The organism is Kitasatospora sp. NPDC057500 (assembly GCF_042802195.1).
GTDB lineage: Bacteria > Actinomycetota > Actinomycetes > Streptomycetales > Streptomycetaceae > Kitasatospora.
The window spans coordinates 1-16,626 of record NZ_JBHVER010000098.1 but is presented as its reverse complement, the minus strand read 5'-3'; the positions used below and the strand labels follow the sequence as shown (position 1 = coordinate 16,626).

The window sequence follows — 16,626 nt, the reverse complement described above, 5'->3', positions numbered from 1 at the left end:
CATCCCTACATCCGGAAGACGCCGTAGCCGCAGGCGCCCTCGACTGGCGCGTTGTGGACCGCGGAGAGGCAGAGACCGAGCACGGTGCGGGTGTCGCGCGGGTCGATCACCCCGTCGTCGTAGAGCCGCCCGGAGAGGAAGGCGGGCAGCGACTCGGCCTCGATCCGCTGCTCGACCGCGGCCCGCACGGCCGCGTCCGCCTCCTCGTCGTACGGGCGCCCCTTGGCGGCGGCGGACTGCCGGGCGACGATCGACAGCACCCCGGCGAGCTGCTGCGGGCCCATCACGGCGGATCTGGCGCTCGGCCAGGAGAACAGGAAGCGCGGCTCGAAGGCCCGTCCGCACATGCCGTAGTGGCCGGCGCCGTAGGAGGCGCCCATCAGCACGGACAGGTGCGGGACGGTGGAGTTGGCGACGGCGTTGATCATCATCGCGCCGTGCTTGACGATACCGCCCTGCTCGTAGTCGCGGCCGACCATGTAGCCGGTGGTGTTGTGCAGGAACAGCAGCGGGACGGCCCGCTGGTTGGCGAGCTGGATGAACTGGGCGGCCTTCTGCGACTCCTGGCTGAACAGCACGCCCCGGGCGTTGGCCAGCACGCCGATCGGGTAGCCGTGCAGCCGGGCCCAGCCGGTGGCGAGGCTGGGCCCGTAGCGCGGCTTGAACTCGTCGAAGTCGGAGCCGTCGACGATCCGGGCGATCACCTCGCGCGGGTCGAAGGGCACCTTGAGGTCGCCGGGGACGACGCCGAGCAGCTCCTCCTCGGCGTGCTTCGGCGGCTCGGCGGCCGGGTCCGGGTCCGGCCCGGGCTTGCGGTGGTCGAGGCGGGCGACGATCCGGCGGGCCAGCCGCAGCGCGTCCGGCTCGTCGAGTGCGAAGTGGTCGGCCAGGCCGGAGGTCCGGGCGTGCATCCCGGCGCCGCCGAGCGACTCGTCGTCGGTCTCCTCGCCGGTGGCCATCCGCACCAGCGGCGGCCCGCCGAGGAACACCTTGGACCGTTCCTCGATCATCACGGTGTGGTCGGACATGCCGGGCACGTAGGCGCCGCCGGCGGTGGAGTTGCCGAACACGACGGCGACGGTGGGGATTCCGGCGGCGGACAGCCGGGTGAGGTCGCGGAAGAGCGCGCCGCCGGGGATGAAGATCTCCTTCTGGCCGGTCAGGTCGGCGCCGCCGGACTCGACCAGGTTGACCAGCGGGAGGCGGTTGGCGAGGGCGATCCCGTTGGCGCGCAGGGCCTTGCGCAGGGTCCACGGGTTGGACGCCCCGCCGCGCACGGTCGGGTCGTTGGCGGTGATCACGCACTGGACGCCCTCGACGGTGCCGATGCCGGTGACCAGTGCGGCGCCGACCGGGTACTCGCTGCCCCAGGCGGCGAGCGGGGAGAGCTCCAGGAACGGCGAGTCCTCGTCGATCAGCAGCTCGATCCGCTCCCGGGCGAGCAGTTTGCCGCGCCCGCGGTGGCGTTCGACGTACCCGGGGCCGCCGCCGGCCAGCGCCTTGGCGTGCTCGGCGTCCAGGTCGGCGAGCCTGGCGAGCATCGCCGACCGGTTGGCGGCGTACTCGGCGCCCCCCGGGTCCAGGCGGGTGGGCAGGACGGTCACAGCAGGGCCTCCGGGACGTCGAGGTGGCGCGAGCGCAGCCACTCCCCCAGTGCCTTCGCCTGCGGGTCGAAGCGGTGCCGGGCGGCGGCGCCCTCGCCGAGCAGGCCGGTGATGGTGAAGTTGAGCGCGCGGAGGTTCGGCAGGACGTGCCGGGTGATCGGCAGCTGCGCCACCTCGGGGAGGAGTTCGCGCAGCAGGTCGGTGGTGAGGGTGTGGGTGAGCCAGCGCCGGCCGGGCTCGTCGCGGGCCCAGACGCCGAGGTTGGCGTCGCCGCCCTTGTCGCCGCTGCGGGCGCCGGCCACCAGGCCGAGCGGGACGCGGCGGGTGGGGGCCGGCCCGCACGCCGCGCCCTGCTCGACCGTCTCCTCGATCGGGGCCGGGTCCGTGGAGGTGACGGGCGCGGGCGGGACGGCCACCCGCCGGCCGTCCGGCAGCACCGCGGTGTGCTCGACGGCCACCGGGTCGAGGTACACGGCCTCGAACACCCCGTACGGCGCGCCCGGCCCCGGCGGTGCGGTGAGGTGCAGGCCGGGGTAGCCGGCGAGCCCGGACTCCACGGCGGCCCGCCCGAGTTCACGGCCCACCCGGTCGGGGTCGCGGTCCCGGGCGGTGAGCCGCAGCAGGGCCGAGGCGGTCTCCTCGGTGGCGGCGTCGGCCCGGTCGGTGCGGACGAGGGTCCAGCGCAGCTCGGCCGGCCGGCGGCCCGGCGTCAGCGCGTCCTCGAACTGCCGCCGCGCGAGCGCCGCCTTCACCTCGATGTCGAGCCCGGTGAGCACGAACACCACCTCGTTGCGGTGGCCGCCGAGCCGGTTCAGCCCGGCCTTCAGGGTGGCCGGCGGCGCCTCGCCGCGCACCCCGTCGATCCGGACCCGGTCCGGCCCCTCCTCGGTGAGCCGGACGGTGTCCAGCCGGGCCGTCACATCCGGGCCGAGGTAGCGCGGTCCGCCGGTCTCGTAGAGGAGTTGGGCGGTGACGGTGCCGACGGTGACGGCGCCGCCGGTGCCCGGGTGCTTGGTGATGACGCTGGAGCCGTCCGCGCGCAGCTCGGCGAGCGGGAAGCCCGGCCGGGTGAGGTCGTGCTCACGGAAGAACGCGTAGTTCCCACCGGTGGCCTGCGCCCCGCACTCCAGCACGTGGCCCGCCACCACGGCGCCCGCGAGCGCGTCCAACTCCCCCGGGCCCCACCCGAACCGGGCGACGGCCGGGCCCACGACCAGCGCCGCGTCGGTGACCCGCCCGGTCACCACCACGTCCGCCCCGGCCTTCAGGCACTCGGCGACGCCGAACGCCCCCAGGTAGGCGTTGGCGGCCAGCAGTCCTTCCGGCAGGCCGAGTTCGCTCCGGCGCGGCAGCAGGTCGTCGCCCTCGACGTGGCCGACCGCCACATCCAGCCCCCGGCTCCTCGCCAGCTCCCGCACCGCGTCCGCGAGCCGGCCCGGGTTGAGTCCGCCCGCGTTGACCACGATCCGCACCCCGCGCTCCAGCGCCAGGCCGAGGCACTCCTCCAGCTGGCGCAGGAACGTCCTGGCGTACCCGAGCGAGGGGTCCTTCAGCCGGTCCCGCGCCAGGACGAGCATGGTCAGCTCGGCCAGGTAGTCCCCGGTGAGCACGTCCAGCGGACCGCCGGTGAGCATCTCCCGCATCGCCGAGAACCGGTCCCCGTAGAACCCCGACGCGTTCCCGACCCGCAGCACCGGCCCGCCGCCCGCCGCCGTCTCCGACCTCACGTGCACGCCTACCCCCAGAGGTGGCCCAACGTTCGCCGACGGTGAGCAGACTGACACTCTGTGAGAGATAAAGCAATCACGCGTGCTTGTTTTGCGCGAAGACCCCGTCCCGGGCGAGCCGGGTCAGGGCCGGGGTTCCCAGCTCGTCGAACCACACCGGGGGCCGCGCGTCGCCGAAGGCTGCGGCCATCGCCCCGAACCAGGCCGCGAACGAGGGGAAGTCGGGTACGGCGTCGGCCCGTTCGTCCCACGCGCCGTCGGCGAGGCGGCGGGCCCGCGGCTCGTCCTGGTGGTGGTAGTAGACCGGGTACTCGCCGTCCGCACCGGGCCGGGAGACGTCGAAGCACCACACTGCCTCGTAGCCCGCCTCGGCGAACCCGACCAGGTGGTCGGTCGTCAGGTACCGCCCCGGCTCGCGGCACACCCCTTCGGGAAGGTGCACCAGTTCGGCGTTCAGAGCGGCGAGTTCGGTCTCGTCGACGAGGACGAACTCGCACTCGCGGTCGTCCTCCTCCCGGCGGCAGCTCAACCGGTTGTGCTCCGCCAGCAACGCCCGGTAGCCCGGCGGAACCGACCAGGCGACGGTGCCGGCGTGCGGCGCCGGGAGCGTCTCGCGCGCCCGGACCGCCTCCTGCGAGGCCGGGACCGACCCGTCGAGTTCGAGCAGTCCCGCCGAGGCGGCCCTGCGCAGTCGCAGGAGGGCGTCGCGGGGTGTGGCCATGGTCGGACTCCTCTGTCCTCGGGTGTTCTCCGGCGCGGCCAGCCTAGAGCTCCGGCCCGCCCGCCGTGCCGATCGGGATCGCGTCACCGGCTCGACCGGAGCACCGTCGATCAGCGCCCGGGCCGACGACCGCCGCCGGTTCTGGCAAGACACCACCCCCTTGGCCTGATCGGCGCCGAGCAGACCCGCCGTTCCGAGCGGAAATTCGTCACCACCTTGGCCGGTACCCTACTGGCCAGGGACCCGGCGACTGATCATCATCGCTTGTGGCAGGACACCACCACCCACGTCACGAAAGAGGACCGGGATGCGCCCGAACTCCAGGAAGCCCCGTCTCGCCGCCGGGATCGTCGCCTTCGCGGCCGCGGCGGCGCTGGGCGGCATCGCCGCACCCGGCGCCCGGGCGGCGGGCAACTGCACCCACTACGGGCAGGCCGGATACGCGCAGGTGTTCACCGACAACAACTACTCCGGCGACTGCTGGGAGTTCCAGCTCGGGACCTGGACCGTCTTCCCCGTCCTGGTGAACCACAAGGTCTCCTCGCTCCGGAGCTGGTCCGCCTTCTCCGGGCAGGGCGTGCACCTGTCGGGCGACGGCCTGACCTTCGACGCGGGTGCGGGCGAGTGGTGGCCGAGCCTGCCCGGCTGGTTCAACGACCGTGCCAACGCCGGTTACTGACGGCATCTCAGCACACCAGGTTCGGCCGCCCTGCCCCCGTCCACGGCCGCGGCGGTCCGCCGTGGCGCGCACCGAGCGTGGATCAAGGTCCCGCGGTGGCCGCCCGGCCCGGGACGAGGGCCTCCCACTCCGCGCGGGTGGGACCGTCGTGGCGGGGGGTGAAGTCGGGGCGGGCGGCGAGCCAGGCGCCGAGGCGGCGGTCGACCTCGTCGGTGCCGTAGGCGGCGCCGGGGGCACTGAACAGGTGGCGGACGCGGGCGCGGGCGCGCATGACGACAGGGTCGTCGAAGGCGCAGGCGGCGAGCGCGGCGCCGCGGCGGTCCGGCGGCGGCGGGTTCCCGCCGAGGCTCTGCTCGTTGGCACGGTCGGCGGCCACCTGGTCGTCGAACCACGGGCGGAGCGTCCCCGCCGCCCAGACGTGGTACATGGCGGGGTCCGCGGCGATCCGGTCGGCCCGGGTGGCGAGGTACTCGGCGGCGCACAGGCCGAAGGACACGCCGTGGCCCGAGGTGGGGTTGGTGTGGACGAGACTGTCCCCGACGGCGACCAGGCCGGTGACGACCGGCCCGTCCGCGTCCGCGAGGGCCGTCCAGCGGTTGTCCAGACCCGCCATCGCCAGGACCGGCGACTGCGCTTCGGAGGCCAGGTCGAGCCAGGCGGCGGTGGCGGGGAAGCGGCGGGCGGCGGCCTCGAACACGGCGGGGTCGGTGAGCGCGCCCCGGGTCGGGTCCCCGGTGGAGAGCATCAGGTTCACCGCGAAGGTGTCGTTGTCGGACGGGAAGACGCCGGCCAGCGCGAACGGCGAGGAGGACCCGGGCCGCACTCTCCCGGGGTCCCGCGGGCCGTCGGCCCGCAGCCGGTACCAGCGGCACAGGTAGGCGAGCCCGGTGCGGTGGCTGTCGACCACGGGCGGGCGGCAGCCGGCCGCGACCAGCCAGGCGGGCACCGGCGAGCGGCGTCCGGAGGCGTCGACGACGAGGTCCGCCCGGTGCGTCTCGGTGCCCACCCGCACGCCGGTGACCCGGACGGGCCGGCCCGGCCCGAACGTGAGGCCGCTCACCCGGCCGCCGCGCCGCACCTCCACGGCGGGCTCCCGTCGCACCGCCGCGGCCAGGGCTGCCTCCAGCACGATGCGGCGGGTGCGCAGCGTCACCAGGTCCTCGTCACCGGCACGGTACGGCGGATGCTCGTCGAACCAGTCGAAGTCGTGGTGCTCCCGGGCCCCGCGGGCCAGCATGTCCGCGTGGACGTCGGGGAGTTCGGCACGCAGGACGATGCGCGCGAGCCCGAGGAACGAGTGCGGCTGGACGGCCTGCGGGACACGGGGCCGGTCCCAGTGGAAGAAGTCCCGGTGCAGGTCCGCCCCGGCCTCCCGGGCGTCCTGGTCGAACAGCGTGACCGGGTGTCCCCGCCGGCCGAGCATCAGTGCCGTCCCCAGCCCGCTGATGCCCGCGCCCATCACCGCAACCCGCGCCATGTGTTCCCCTTCGCGTCGTGTTGCAAGATGATCTTACTGGTCGGCGGCCACCGCCCGGCGCGGGACCGCTCTGCGGGCTGCTCGACAGGCCGCTCGACGGGCCACTCGACGGGCCGCTTCCGGCGAACGCGTGACGGCCGGCGGGGCGAGCGGGCAGGATGGGGCGCATGTGCGGTCGCTTCGTCTCCACCACCACCCCGTCCGATCTGGCCGACCTGCTGCGCGCCTCCGTGTGGCCCGCGGCGGAGGCGCTGGCGCCGTCCTGGAACGTGGCGCCGACGGACCAGGTGGCGAGCGTGCTGGAGCGGGTCGACCGGGAGACCGGGGAGCTCACCCGGCAGGTGCGGTCGCTGCGTTGGGGACTGGTGCCGTCCTGGTCCAAGGACCCGGGCTCCGGGGCGCGGATGATCAACGCCCGGGTGGAGACGGCGCACGAGAAGCCGGCGTTCCGCAAGGCGTTCAAGGAGCGGCGGTGCGTGCTGCCGGCGGACGGGTACTTCGAGTGGCGGGCGGTCCCGGCGGCCGACGGGCGCAAGGCGTACAAGCAGCCGTACTACCTGCACCGGCCGAACGGCGAACTGCTGCTGATGGCGGGGCTGTACGAGTTCTGGCGCGACCGCGCGGTGGAGCACGACGACGCCCCGGCCGCCTGGCTGGTCACCTGCACCGTGCTGACCACCGGGGCGGAGGACGCGGCCGGGCGGATCCACGACCGGATGCCGGTGACCCTCGGCCCCGACGCCGTGGACGCCTGGCTGGACCCCGCCACCACCGACCCCTCCGAGGTGCGCGGCCTGCTGCACGCCCCGGCCGGCGAGCTGCTGGTGCGGCCGGTGGCCACCACCGTCAACAGCGTCCGCAACGACGGCCCGCGCCTGCTGGACCCGGTCGAGGACCCGCTGCCGGAGGTCACCGGGGGCCACTACACCTGAGCCGCCGCTTCTATGGCCGATCCGCGTTGTTCTTAGACTGGCCGGATGGAGGACATCGACGCGATCGCGGCGCTGCAGGATCCGGTGCGCCGCCGGCTGTACGAGTACGTGGCGGCGCAGGGCCGCGAGGTCGGCCGCAACGAGGCCGCCGAGGCGGCCGGGGTGGCGCGCACGCTCGCCGCGCACCACCTGGACCGGCTGGCCGAGGCCGGGCTGCTGGAGACGGGCAGCCGGCGGCTGACCGGCCGCTCGGGACCGGGGGCGGGCCGGCCCGCCAAGGTGTACACCCGGGCGCGGACGGAGCTTTCGGTGTCGCTGCCCGCCCGCGACTACCGCACCGCCGCCGAACTGCTCGCCGAGGCCGCCGAGGAGGCCGGGCTGGACGCCGGGCTGTGCGCTGCCGCGCGCCGCCGGGGCGAGGCGCTGCGCGGGTCGGCCGGGCCCTGCGGCGGGCTCACCGAGGCGGTGGAACTGCTGGCCGCCCGCGGCTACGAGCCGTACCCGGCGGAGGACGCCGCCGGGCAGGTCGTACGGATGCGCAACTGCCCCTTCCACGCCGTCGCCGAACACTTCCCGCCGCTGGTCTGCGGCATGAACCTCGCCCTGCTGGAGGGGCTGCTCGGCGCGGACGGCCCACTCCGCGCCCGAATGGATCCCCGGCCCGGGGAGTGCTGCGTGGTGGTCGAGCCTTCTAAAAACAATACTGATTGACATAGAAATCAGCGCCGTGCTGGGATGAGCCATGACCTCACCCCCGGCAGCGCCCGCCGCCCACCTCGCGCAGTTCAACGTCGCCACGCTCAGCCACCCGATCGACGACCCCCGGATCGCCCCGTTCGTCGAACAGCTGGACCCGGTCAACGCCGCCGCCGAGGGCGCGCCGGGCTTCGTCTGGCGACTCGTCGAGGACGGGGCCGACGACGCGATCGGGCTGCGCCCGGCCGGCGAGAACGTCATCGTCAACATGTCGGTGTGGGAAGGCCAGGAGGCGCTGTGGGACTTCACCTACCGCAGCGGGCACCTGGACGTGATGCGGCGACGGCGTGAATGGTTCCAACGGCACGTCACGGCGCACCTGGTGCTCTGGTGGGTGCCCCCCGGGCACCGGCCGAGCCTGGACGAGGCGATGGAACGGCTGGCGGACCTGCGGGCCAACGGGCCCTCCCCCCGCGCGTTCACCTTCGCCTCGTCGTACCTGGCGGCCGACGCCGTTGTCAGTGCCGTCCGCTAGCGTTCCGGGCATGTCGATCACCGCACACCTGCGCAACTCGGTGAAGCTGGCGGGCGGCGCCGCACTGATCAGCGGATCCGCACTCGAACGCCGGGGGGACGGGTCGCGCCGCGCGCTGCTCAGGCGCGAGGGCGTGCTGGAGGTGCACGCGCTGGACGGGCTGCTCGCCGGGGAGCGCACGCCGGCCGCCGTCTTCCCGCTGCCCTCGCCCGGGTGGCCGCACGGAAGCCGGTCCGTGAGCCCCGACGGGCGGTTCGCGGTGTTCGCGGGCCGGCGTGCCGTGCGGGCGGTGGCACGGGACGGGACGACGCTGTGGGAGTACCCGCACGCCTGCTGGGGGCGGCCGGCCGACCACCCGCACACCGGCGACGCTCAGGAGGTGTGCGCCGGGTGGGAACACGGCTCGTGCCTGGTCTCCGACGACGGCCGGCTGGTCTGGGCGCACGTCGCCTCCGACCCGGCGGCGCAGGGCTGCCGGGAGCACTGGGTCGTCCTGGACGCCCGGGACGGCGGGGAGGCGGCCCGCCTTCCGCTGCCGAACAGCGATTCCTCCGGCTCGCACCAGCTCTCCCACCCGGACGGCGCGCACATCGGCCTCGCCATCGGCATGGGCCAGGACGGCGCCCTGCTCCACTGGGCCCGCCTGGACGGCGCGGAGCTCGGCAGCTGGGGCGTCAACCAGGACCTGGACCGCATCCTGGCGGACGTCCACCCGGGCCACCCGGGGTTCCTGACGGTCGAGCACGGCGGCGGGGACCTGCGGCTGCACGCGCTGGACGGCACCGTGCTCGCCCGGCGGGAGCCCGAGCAGGGCGAGGAGGAGGACCCGCCCGTCTGGGACCACGACTGCGGCTTCGTCGACGCCGGCACCGTCCTCGCCTCGACCCTGGACTGCGCCGACGAACCGGCGGACGGGCGGCACTGGCTGCTGGACGCCCGCACCCTGGAGATACGCGGGAGCGTCGACTACCCCGGCGGCCCCGTCGACAGCTACGCGCGCCCGCTCGGGGACGGCAGCTGGCTGACGTACGACGACGCGGCCGGGACGCTCAACCGGTGGAGCGTGGCAGGGGTGTGACCGCCGGCAGGCACCGCGCCCCTGCCTCCCGGGCCCCGACTCCCGGAAACCCGTTGGCCCGTGGCGCGGCGCCGCCGGTACGGTCGGCCCGTGTGCACCTACGCCCTCGTCCACTACAAGCTGCACTACGCGTGCGTATCGTGCCGGATCAGCTTCAAGCGGCACCCCGCCGAGGCCGGACACACCTGCCCGCGGTGCACCGGGCCGCTGCAGTGCGCCGGCCACGACTTCGCGGCACCCCGCCGCAGCAACCGGAAGGCGTGGTCGGTCGTCGCCGCCGTTCTGGGCGCCGGGCTGCGCTACGAGGGCTTCGAGCCGTGCGGTTGCGGGCGGGACCCGAAGTTCCGCCCGCGCACCCGGGCCCAGCTACGCGCCCGCCGCATCGTCGCCGCGCGCACCGGCGTCCCGCTCGCGGAGCTGCTCGGCCGGGCCGACCCGCTGGAGCCCGCTGCTCCCGGCAGGGCGTCGGCGCAGGTCAGGGGTGGCGCGGGCGGATAGGCTGCGGAAGCGGCGCGCACCCGCCGCCGACAGTCCGCCGAAGGAGCCCGCCATGCCGACCGACCCCGCCGCCGAAGCCGCCGAGCCGTCGGTCGCACGGTTCGGGCTGGGCACCGCGGCCGTCGGCCGGCCCGGGTACATCACGCTCGGCCGCGACCTGGACCTGCCCGCCGAGCGCACCGTCGACGCCCTGCGCGAGCGCACCCACACCCTGCTCGACGCCGCCTTCGCGGCCGGCGTGCGCTACTTCGACACCGCCCGCTCGTACGGGCGCGCGGAGGAGTTCCTCGGCGAATGGCTCGCCGCCCGGCCGCAGGCGGCGCGGGAGGTGACGGTCGGCAGCAAGTGGGGCTACACCTACACCGCCGGCTGGCGGGCCACCGGCGTGCCGGTGCACGAGGTCAAGGAGCACTCGACGGCGGTGTTCGACCGCCAGGTGGCGGAGACCCGGGCGCTGCTCGGCGGGCTGCCGGACGTCTACCTGGTGCACTCGGTCACCCCGGACAGCCCCGCGCTCACCGACCCCGCGCTGCACGGGCGGCTCGCCGCACTGGCCGCCGAGGGCGTGCGGGTGGGCCTGTCCACCAGTGGCCCCGAGCAGGCCGCGGCGGTGCGCGCGGCCCTGGCGGTGACGGTCGACGGGCGGCCGCTGTTCGCCGCCGTGCAGTCCACCTGGAACCTGCTGGAGCCCTCCGCCGGCCCGGCGCTCGCCGAGGCCTACGAGGCCGGGTGGCTGGTGGTGGTCAAGGAGGGCATGGCCAACGGCCGGCTCGCCGACCGCAACGCCACCGGCCCGGACACCGCCGCGCTGCGCGCGCTCGCGGCCCGCACCGGCGCGTCCTGCGACGCCCTGGCACTGGCCTCCGTCGCCGCGCAGCCCTGGGCGGACCTGGTGCTCTCCGGGGCGGCGACCGCCGGGCAGCTGGCCTCCAACCTGGAGGCCGTCGGACGCGCCCTCGACGCCGACGACCTGGCCGGCCTCGCGGAACTGGCCGAGCCGGCCGAGGAGTACTGGCGCACCCGCTCGGCGCTGCCCTGGGCCTGACCCGCCCGGCCCCTCAGCTCGGCGCCCGGCGGACCGTCAGCATGTCCTGGGTGTGCCCGATGGCGTAGCCGCCGTCCGGCCGGCTGAAGTGGCGCTCGACGTAGGAGGCCAGCTCCGCGCGTTCGGGCAGCGGGTCCATGGTGGCCAGGTCGGCCACGTTGATCATGAACTCGGCGACGTCCACCGCCTCGTCCAGCCGGTCGGTGCGGTAGTGCAGGTCGAGGGCTTCGAGGGCGAACGTCCACCGCGCGGCGGCCCGGTCGGCGTCCTGGGCGGAGAGCTGCTCGGCCAGCGGCCGCAGGTCGTAGCGCACGCCCGTGAAGTGCGCGGCCATCCGCATGCACGGGCTCTCCGGGTTCTGCAGCACCACCAGCAGCGTCCCGCCGGGCGCCACCCAGTCCAGCACCCGGCGCACCGTGCCCAGCCAGTCCGCCGGCGGCACATAGTACAGCACGTGCGAGAGGTGCACCAGGTCCGCCGGACCCGGCGGCTCCACCGTGTCCACCCGCTCGGGCAGGACCAGCGCCTCGGGGCAGGCCAGTCGGAGCTTCTCGCGCATCGCCGCACTGGGCTCGACGGCCACCGTGCGGTCGAAGTACTGCGCCAGGAAGGCGGTGGTCCGCCCCTCCCCCGCGCCCACGTCCAGCAGCGTCCGGCGCCGGTCCAGTCCGGCGACCACCTCGCCGAGCCGGGCGTGGGTGAGCGGCTTCTCGTCGGTGCCCGCGAGGAACAGCTCGAACGCCCGGCGGTAGTCCGCGCCCGAGACGTCCAGTACCCGGACCGGACCGGCCCCCGCCGCCCTCGTCCCCGTCTCCGTCCCCATCCGACGACCTCCTCCTCGCTGGCGTGCGCTGCCCGGCCAGTGCATCCCGGCGCGGCGCGGCGCCGTTGCAGGCACGTTCCTGCCCGCGTGTCGCCGTCCAGGCACCGGCAGCCCCCGTCCGCCCCCGTCCCCCGCCGGACCTCCGGCGTCCGACGGGCGTGCACACGGCGGCCATGTCCACGACCGCCGCGCCCGGCACGCTCGGGGCAGCCGGCGCCGGGCCCACCCCGCCACCGCACCGGCCCACCGCAGGGCCCCTCCGCACCACCCCGCCGGAAGGAAGACCACCACCCGTGTCCCGCACCGCCCGCCCCCGCCACTACCTGATGTGCCGTCCGGCCCACTTCACGGTCGACTACTCGATCAACCCGTGGATGGAGCCGGCCAAGCCGACCGACGCGGCCCTCGCCCTCGCCCAGTGGGAGCGGCTGTACGCGCTGTTCCGGGAGCTGGGCCACACCGTCGAGCTGATCGAGCCGCTCCCCGGCCTGCCCGACATGGTGTTCGCCGCCAACGGCGCCACCGTCGTCGACGGCACCGCCCTGGTGGCCCGGTTCCGGCACCGCGAGCGCGCCGACGAGGCCCCGGCGTACCTGGAGTGGTTCCGCTCCCGGGGCTACCGGACGGTGCTGCAGGCCGGGTTCACCAACGAGGGCGAGGGCGACTACCTCCTGGCCGGCGGGCGGCTCCTGGCCGGGACGGGCTTCCGCACCGACCGCCGGGCGCACGCCGAGGCGCAGCGGGTGCTGGGCCGCCCGGTGGTGACCCTGGAGCTGGTCGACCCGCGCTACTACCACCTGGACACCGCGCTCGCGGTGCTCGGCGAGGACGAGATCATGTACCACCCGGCGGCGTTCTCCCCGGAGAGCCGGAGCACGCTGGCCGCGCTGTACCCGGACGCCGTGCTCGCCACCGACGAGGACGCCGCCGTCTTCGGCCTCAACGCCGTCTCGGACGGCCGCCGGGTCGTCCTGCCGGAGGCGGCGGTGGGTCTCGCGGCGCGGCTTCGCGCGCGGGGCTTCGAGCCGATCGGGATCGACGTCACCGAGCTGCTCAAGGCGGGCGGCAGCGTCAAGTGCTGCACCCTGGAACTGCGCGGCGCCCCGGCCTGACCTGCCGCTTCCCCTGCCGCCGGTGGAAAACGGCTGGGCCCCGCGGCCGCCCGGTGATAGCGTCGACCGGCCGGCCGCGGGACTCCGGTGCGACTTCCGGAACGTGCCCTTAACGCGATGATTCGCAGTTCGCGCCCCCATTCCCCGGCCGGCCCCAGTACACGGCGACGCGGGCGGAAGGGCGGGACGGGTCGGTGGAGACGTACGGTGACCTCGTCGCCGCCGAGGACGTGCTGCTGTTCGTCAACGCCGCGATCACCGGCACCGGACAGCACGAGTTCCACGCCGGGGCGGCCGAGCAGCAGCTCTCGCTGGACTTCCTGCACGAGTACATGCGCGTCAACTACCGCGGCCCGTACGCCGCCGCGCTCGCCCTCGACATCAACGACCACAACGCCGCCCTGATCGTCCGCCGCCTGCTGGAGACCGCCCGGGACGCCACCGAGGAGCAGCGGCGCACCGAGGGCCGGCTGATCGCCCGTCGGCTGGAGCTGCTGCCGCCGCAGCGGGTCTACCGGCTGATCGGCGAGCTGCGCCGCGCCAAGGTCAACAACCGCCGCACCCGCGCGATCCTGCGCGACTGGCTCGCCGCGCGCCCCGACCAGGCGCTCGACGCCGTCAAGTACCGCGCCGGGCTGAAGCGGGCGCTGCGCCACACCCACCTGCGGCCCGCCGAGGCGGAGACCGGCGACTTCCTGTACGCCCCGCGCCGGCGTGCCAAGTACCGGGCGCCGCTGCTGGACGCCTGGCGGCGCGCCCACCACCAGCAGGCCGCCGTCTTCGAACTCCCCTACACCGTGGCGGAGTCCTTCGCGCAGCGGCACGGCATCCCTCGGGCCGACTTCCTGGAGCGCATCGCGCCGCGGCTGACCGCCCTGGAGCGGCTGCGCCTCCAGGAGTCCGCCCGCGCCGCCGGGGCCGGCGCCGTCGCCGCGGACCTGGCGCGGATGCCGCTGACCCGGCTCGCCTCCTACGTGCTGGGCCTGCCGCCCGCCGACCGGGTCGCCCGCCGCGCGGAGCTGACCGGCGCCCTGCGCGGGGCGGCGCGCCGGGCCGTGCGCGCGGCCGGGGCCGAGGAGGGCGGCTGGGGGCGGGTCACGGCGGTGCTGGACGACAGCTGGTCGGCGTACGGCTCGGGCGTCAAGCGCCGCCGGCCGCTGGCCGCCGCGCTCGCCTGCCACTTCCTGCTGGAGGCGCTGGCGGGCGAGTACACGGCGCTGTGGACGTCCGGACGCACCGACGCGCTGCTCGCCCGCCCGTCCGGCCCGACCCCGCTCGGCCACCGGGTGCTGGACGCGCTCGACACCGCGCCGCAGCGCCTGCTGATCGTCTCGGACGGCTGGGACAACGCCCCGCCGGGCCTGGCCGCCGAGGTGCTGCGGGTGTGGCGCACCCGGCTGGACCCGGAGCGCCGGACCAGCATCGTGCACCTCAACCCGGTCTACGACGCGGAGGGCTTCGACGTGCGCCGGCTCGCCCCGACGGTGCCCACGGCCGGGCTGCGCGACGCCGAGGACCTGCCGGCGCTGGTCGAGTTCGCCCGCTTCGCCGAGGGCCGTACCGACCTCGCGGAGCTGACGGCCCACCTGACGGCCCGCACCGCGCGCTTCCTCGCCCCCGCGGAGGCGACCGCCCGATGAGCAGCACCGCCCTGCCCGGCTTCCGTCTCGACCTCACCGGCTTGGAGACCCGGCCCGCCCAGGTCTGGGGCGGCGTCCGGCTGGTCCCGCTGGTCCGCCCGGAGCCGATCACCGACCTGCGGCTGCACCAGGAGCTCCACGAGGACGAGTACGCCGCCGTCCCGGTCGCCCGCCACACCTACTACCACTCCTACATCCCGCACGGCTTCGTCGCCGACTGGACCCGCGACGGCACCCCGGCCGCCGCCTACGGCACCCACCTGGACGCCTCCGCCTCACCACCCGACCGGGTCCGGGTCCGGCCGCCGCGCCGCCTCGCCAAGCGCGCGGGCCCTACCCGGCTGCGCTTCCTGCCGTTGCACCTCGCCCTGGACGGCTACCTCGCGCTGCACTTCGGCGGCCCGGCCGTCGCCTGGGAGCAGTGGTCCGAGCGGGCCCTGCGGCGCGGCCTCTCCCCGCGCGCCGAGGAGGCCTACGCCGGCGACCAGGTGCGCGGCCTCGCCGACGCGCTGCGGGTGTTCGAGCTCCACCCCGGTCAGTGCGGCCTGGTCGTGTACGCCGCCGACGCGCTCGCCGCCGCCTTCGCCGTCCCGCACCCCGACGACTACCGCGCCCTGCACCGCACCCTGCTGCTCGACCTCTACGGCGAACTGATCCACCACTACGCCCTGCTGTCCGCCCCCGTCCCGGACTTCCGCGCCGACCTGATCGCGGCCGGCCCGATCACCTCCACCGCCGGGCTGCGCGCCGCCGTCGCCGCCCAGGAGCGCGCCTGGGCCGCCTTCCACGACGACACCATGGCGGGCGGCCTCCTGAACGCCGCCTACCGGGCCCGCACCGTCCGCAACCTCGGCCGCTTCACCCTCTCCCGCTTCCTCCCCGACTTCCGCCCCCGCCAGGAGAACCACATCGGCGAGGCGATCACCGACGACCACGGCCGCATCGCCTACCTCAAGACCTTCCGCCTCTCCGAACCCCAGACCCGCCGCGGCCACCTCCTCGACCGCCTCGCCGCCCACGACTGGCACCTCCCCACCACCGCCACCGCTCTCGGCCTCACCGAGCCCCAACTCGCCCTCCGCCTCGACGCCGCCGGCTTCGGCGCCCTGCTGCGCTAACGCCGGCCGGAGTCGACCGAGCCGTTGCTGACGAATTGTCAACAACTGCCGCCCAGCTCCTTGACGGTGTTCGGACAGCGCTCTACAAACGAGTCAACTCCCCGGCGCTCCGGGGCGTCCGCCCGCTCGTCGCCCTCACCGAGAACGAGGCACCCCCATGCGTCTGCACCCCTGCCCCGCCCTGGCCGCGGCCGCCGTGGCCCTCGCCGTCGGCGCCCTCCCGGCCGGCGCCGCCCCCACCACCGGACCCGCCGCACCCCCCGCCGCCGGACCCGTGCTGACCGCCGGCGGGACGGCCGTCGCCGTGGGCGACGTCCTGCTCGCGCCGCTCGCCGCGGGCACCCGCGCCACCTTCTCCTCGGACACCACCGGCTCGACCGGCGTCTTCTGCGGAGTCTCGCCGTTCACCGCGAAGGTGCTCGCCAACCCCGCCGCCCCGGGGACCGCCACCGGGTCCCTGACCGGCCTGACCTTCGGCTCCTGCACCGCCAACGTCACCGGCGTCACCTCGGTCAGGAGCCTCACCGTCGGCAACCTCGCGTACGACGTGGCGATCGGCTCCGCCGCCGGGCACCCGGTCACCCTCACCGCCGGGGCGGCCGGCCCGATCCAGGCCTCGGCCGTGCTCAACAGCTGGTTCGGCACGATCACCTGCACCTACCAGCTCAGCGGCGCCTTCACCGGCACCGCCGACAACACCGCGCACGCCCTGGTCTTCCGCAACGCCCGCTTCGTCAAGAGCGCCGGCTCCGCCCTCTGCCCCGGCGAGGGCTACTTCTCCGCAAGCTACGGCCCGCTCACCGACTCCACCCGGCCCGGCGGCCCCGCGGTCGACGTCAACTGACCGCCCCGACCCGGCCCGCCGCGCCCCGGGCCCGAGAAGGGAGTGGCGCCGCCGAGGTCGACGTCGACCCGCTGCGCCGGGCACCCCGGGGGTGCCC

At 75.5% G+C, this 16,626-nt stretch carries 16 protein-coding genes; 11 read left to right on the top strand and 5 right to left on the bottom strand.

The window, feature by feature from the left end; all coding sequences use genetic code 11:
* Window positions 1-5: 5 nt before the first annotated feature.
* The 3 genes from ACFU74_RS21240 to ACFU74_RS21230 all read right to left on the bottom strand — a co-directional run bounded on the left by ACFU74_RS21240 (window position 6) and on the right by ACFU74_RS21230 (window position 4,052).
* The gene (locus ACFU74_RS21240; RefSeq protein WP_380758947.1) at window positions 6-1,604 is read right to left on the bottom strand and encodes an acyl-CoA carboxylase subunit beta; all 1,599 of its coding nucleotides are present in this window, start codon (window positions 1,602-1,604) and stop codon (window positions 6-8) included.
* Window positions 1,601-3,247, bottom strand: coding sequence for an acyclic terpene utilization AtuA family protein (locus ACFU74_RS21235; protein WP_380758968.1), 1,647 nt, complete (start codon window positions 3,245-3,247; stop codon window positions 1,601-1,603). Before ACFU74_RS21235 ends, ACFU74_RS21240 begins: the two co-directional genes overlap by 4 nt.
* 160 nt (window positions 3,248-3,407) lie before the next feature.
* Window positions 3,408-4,052, bottom strand: a complete 645-nt coding sequence (locus tag ACFU74_RS21230) for a hypothetical protein (protein ID WP_380758945.1) — start codon at window positions 4,050-4,052, stop codon at window positions 3,408-3,410.
* 307 nt (window positions 4,053-4,359) lie between these two features.
* Here ACFU74_RS21230 and ACFU74_RS21225 point away from each other — a divergent pair, with 307 nt between their 5' ends.
* Complete coding sequence (locus tag ACFU74_RS21225) at window positions 4,360-4,731, top strand: hypothetical protein (RefSeq protein WP_380758943.1); 372 nt, start codon at window positions 4,360-4,362, stop codon at window positions 4,729-4,731.
* A gap of 82 nt (window positions 4,732-4,813) precedes the next feature.
* Here the strand turns inward: ACFU74_RS21225 and ACFU74_RS21220 are convergent, their stop codons facing one another.
* The gene (locus tag ACFU74_RS21220; RefSeq protein ID WP_380758941.1) at window positions 4,814-6,208 is read right to left on the bottom strand and encodes an FAD-dependent oxidoreductase; all 1,395 of its coding nucleotides are present in this window, start codon (window positions 6,206-6,208) and stop codon (window positions 4,814-4,816) included.
* Window positions 6,209-6,375: 167 nt separating this feature from the next.
* Here ACFU74_RS21220 and ACFU74_RS21215 point away from each other — a divergent pair, with 167 nt between their 5' ends.
* The 6 genes from ACFU74_RS21215 (at window position 6,376) to ACFU74_RS21190 (ending at window position 10,992) form a co-directional block, all read left to right on the top strand.
* Window positions 6,376-7,140: an SOS response-associated peptidase gene (locus ACFU74_RS21215; RefSeq protein ID WP_380758939.1), complete on the top strand. Its 765-nt coding sequence runs from the start codon at window positions 6,376-6,378 to the stop codon at window positions 7,138-7,140.
* 45 nt (window positions 7,141-7,185) lie between these two features.
* Complete coding sequence (locus tag ACFU74_RS21210; RefSeq protein WP_380758937.1) at window positions 7,186-7,851, top strand: helix-turn-helix transcriptional regulator; 666 nt, start codon at window positions 7,186-7,188, stop codon at window positions 7,849-7,851.
* A 31-nt stretch (window positions 7,852-7,882) separates the two neighbouring features.
* The gene (locus ACFU74_RS21205; RefSeq protein WP_380758935.1) at window positions 7,883-8,371 is read left to right on the top strand and encodes a DUF3291 domain-containing protein; all 489 of its coding nucleotides are present in this window, start codon (window positions 7,883-7,885) and stop codon (window positions 8,369-8,371) included.
* 10 nt (window positions 8,372-8,381) lie between these two features.
* Window positions 8,382-9,449, top strand: a complete 1,068-nt coding sequence (locus tag ACFU74_RS21200) for a hypothetical protein (RefSeq protein ID WP_380758933.1) — start codon at window positions 8,382-8,384, stop codon at window positions 9,447-9,449.
* Between the two features lie 90 nt (window positions 9,450-9,539).
* Complete coding sequence (locus ACFU74_RS21195; RefSeq protein ID WP_380758931.1) at window positions 9,540-9,947, top strand: hypothetical protein; 408 nt, start codon at window positions 9,540-9,542, stop codon at window positions 9,945-9,947.
* A 52-nt stretch (window positions 9,948-9,999) separates the two neighbouring features.
* On the top strand, window positions 10,000-10,992 hold the full coding sequence (locus ACFU74_RS21190) for an aldo/keto reductase (protein WP_380758928.1): 993 nt from the start codon (window positions 10,000-10,002) through the stop codon (window positions 10,990-10,992).
* Between the two features lie 13 nt (window positions 10,993-11,005).
* Here the strand turns inward: ACFU74_RS21190 and ACFU74_RS21185 are convergent, their stop codons facing one another.
* Window positions 11,006-11,815 carry a class I SAM-dependent methyltransferase gene (locus ACFU74_RS21185; RefSeq protein WP_380758926.1) on the bottom strand — a complete coding sequence of 270 codons (810 nt, stop codon included), beginning with the start codon at window positions 11,813-11,815 and terminating at the stop codon, window positions 11,006-11,008.
* A gap of 293 nt (window positions 11,816-12,108) precedes the next feature.
* Here ACFU74_RS21185 and ddaH point away from each other — a divergent pair, with 293 nt between their 5' ends.
* The 4 genes from ddaH (at window position 12,109) to ACFU74_RS21165 (ending at window position 16,529) form a co-directional block, all read left to right on the top strand.
* A complete protein-coding gene (ddaH, locus tag ACFU74_RS21180) occupies window positions 12,109-12,927 on the top strand; it encodes a dimethylargininase (RefSeq protein WP_380758924.1) in 819 nt (272 codons plus the stop codon).
* A 194-nt stretch (window positions 12,928-13,121) separates the two neighbouring features.
* Window positions 13,122-14,567, top strand: coding sequence for a hypothetical protein (locus ACFU74_RS21175; protein ID WP_380758923.1), 1,446 nt, complete (start codon window positions 13,122-13,124; stop codon window positions 14,565-14,567).
* Complete coding sequence (locus tag ACFU74_RS21170) at window positions 14,564-15,685, top strand: hypothetical protein (protein ID WP_380758921.1); 1,122 nt, start codon at window positions 14,564-14,566, stop codon at window positions 15,683-15,685. The genes ACFU74_RS21175 and ACFU74_RS21170 overlap by 4 nt, the downstream gene beginning before the upstream one ends.
* 157 nt (window positions 15,686-15,842) lie before the next feature.
* Window positions 15,843-16,529 carry a Tat pathway signal sequence domain protein gene (locus tag ACFU74_RS21165; RefSeq protein WP_380758919.1) on the top strand — a complete coding sequence of 229 codons (687 nt, stop codon included), beginning with the start codon at window positions 15,843-15,845 and terminating at the stop codon, window positions 16,527-16,529.
* Window positions 16,530-16,626: the final 97 nt, after the last annotated feature.

Bases quoted from the DNA above. Each gene is read 5' to 3' on its own strand.
- ACFU74_RS21235 (WP_380758968.1), bottom strand. From the start codon at position 3,247: ATGCGGGAGATGCTCACCGGCGGTCCGCTGGACGTGCTCACCGGGGAC.
- ACFU74_RS21230 (WP_380758945.1), bottom strand. From the start codon at position 4,052: ATGGCCACACCCCGCGACGCCCTCCTGCGACTGCGCAGGGCCGCCTCG.
- ACFU74_RS21225 (WP_380758943.1), top strand. From the start codon at position 4,360: ATGCGCCCGAACTCCAGGAAGCCCCGTCTCGCCGCCGGGATCGTCGCC.
- ACFU74_RS21220 (WP_380758941.1), bottom strand. From the start codon at position 6,208: ATGGCGCGGGTTGCGGTGATGGGCGCGGGCATCAGCGGGCTGGGGACG.
- ACFU74_RS21215 (WP_380758939.1), top strand. From the start codon at position 6,376: ATGTGCGGTCGCTTCGTCTCCACCACCACCCCGTCCGATCTGGCCGAC.
- ACFU74_RS21210 (WP_380758937.1), top strand. From the start codon at position 7,186: ATGGAGGACATCGACGCGATCGCGGCGCTGCAGGATCCGGTGCGCCGC.
- ACFU74_RS21205 (WP_380758935.1), top strand. From the start codon at position 7,883: ATGACCTCACCCCCGGCAGCGCCCGCCGCCCACCTCGCGCAGTTCAAC.
- ACFU74_RS21200 (WP_380758933.1), top strand. From the start codon at position 8,382: ATGTCGATCACCGCACACCTGCGCAACTCGGTGAAGCTGGCGGGCGGC.
- ACFU74_RS21190 (WP_380758928.1), top strand. From the start codon at position 10,000: ATGCCGACCGACCCCGCCGCCGAAGCCGCCGAGCCGTCGGTCGCACGG.
- ACFU74_RS21185 (WP_380758926.1), bottom strand. From the start codon at position 11,815: ATGGGGACGGAGACGGGGACGAGGGCGGCGGGGGCCGGTCCGGTCCGG.
- ACFU74_RS21170 (WP_380758921.1), top strand. From the start codon at position 14,564: ATGAGCAGCACCGCCCTGCCCGGCTTCCGTCTCGACCTCACCGGCTTG.
- ACFU74_RS21165 (WP_380758919.1), top strand. From the start codon at position 15,843: ATGCGTCTGCACCCCTGCCCCGCCCTGGCCGCGGCCGCCGTGGCCCTC.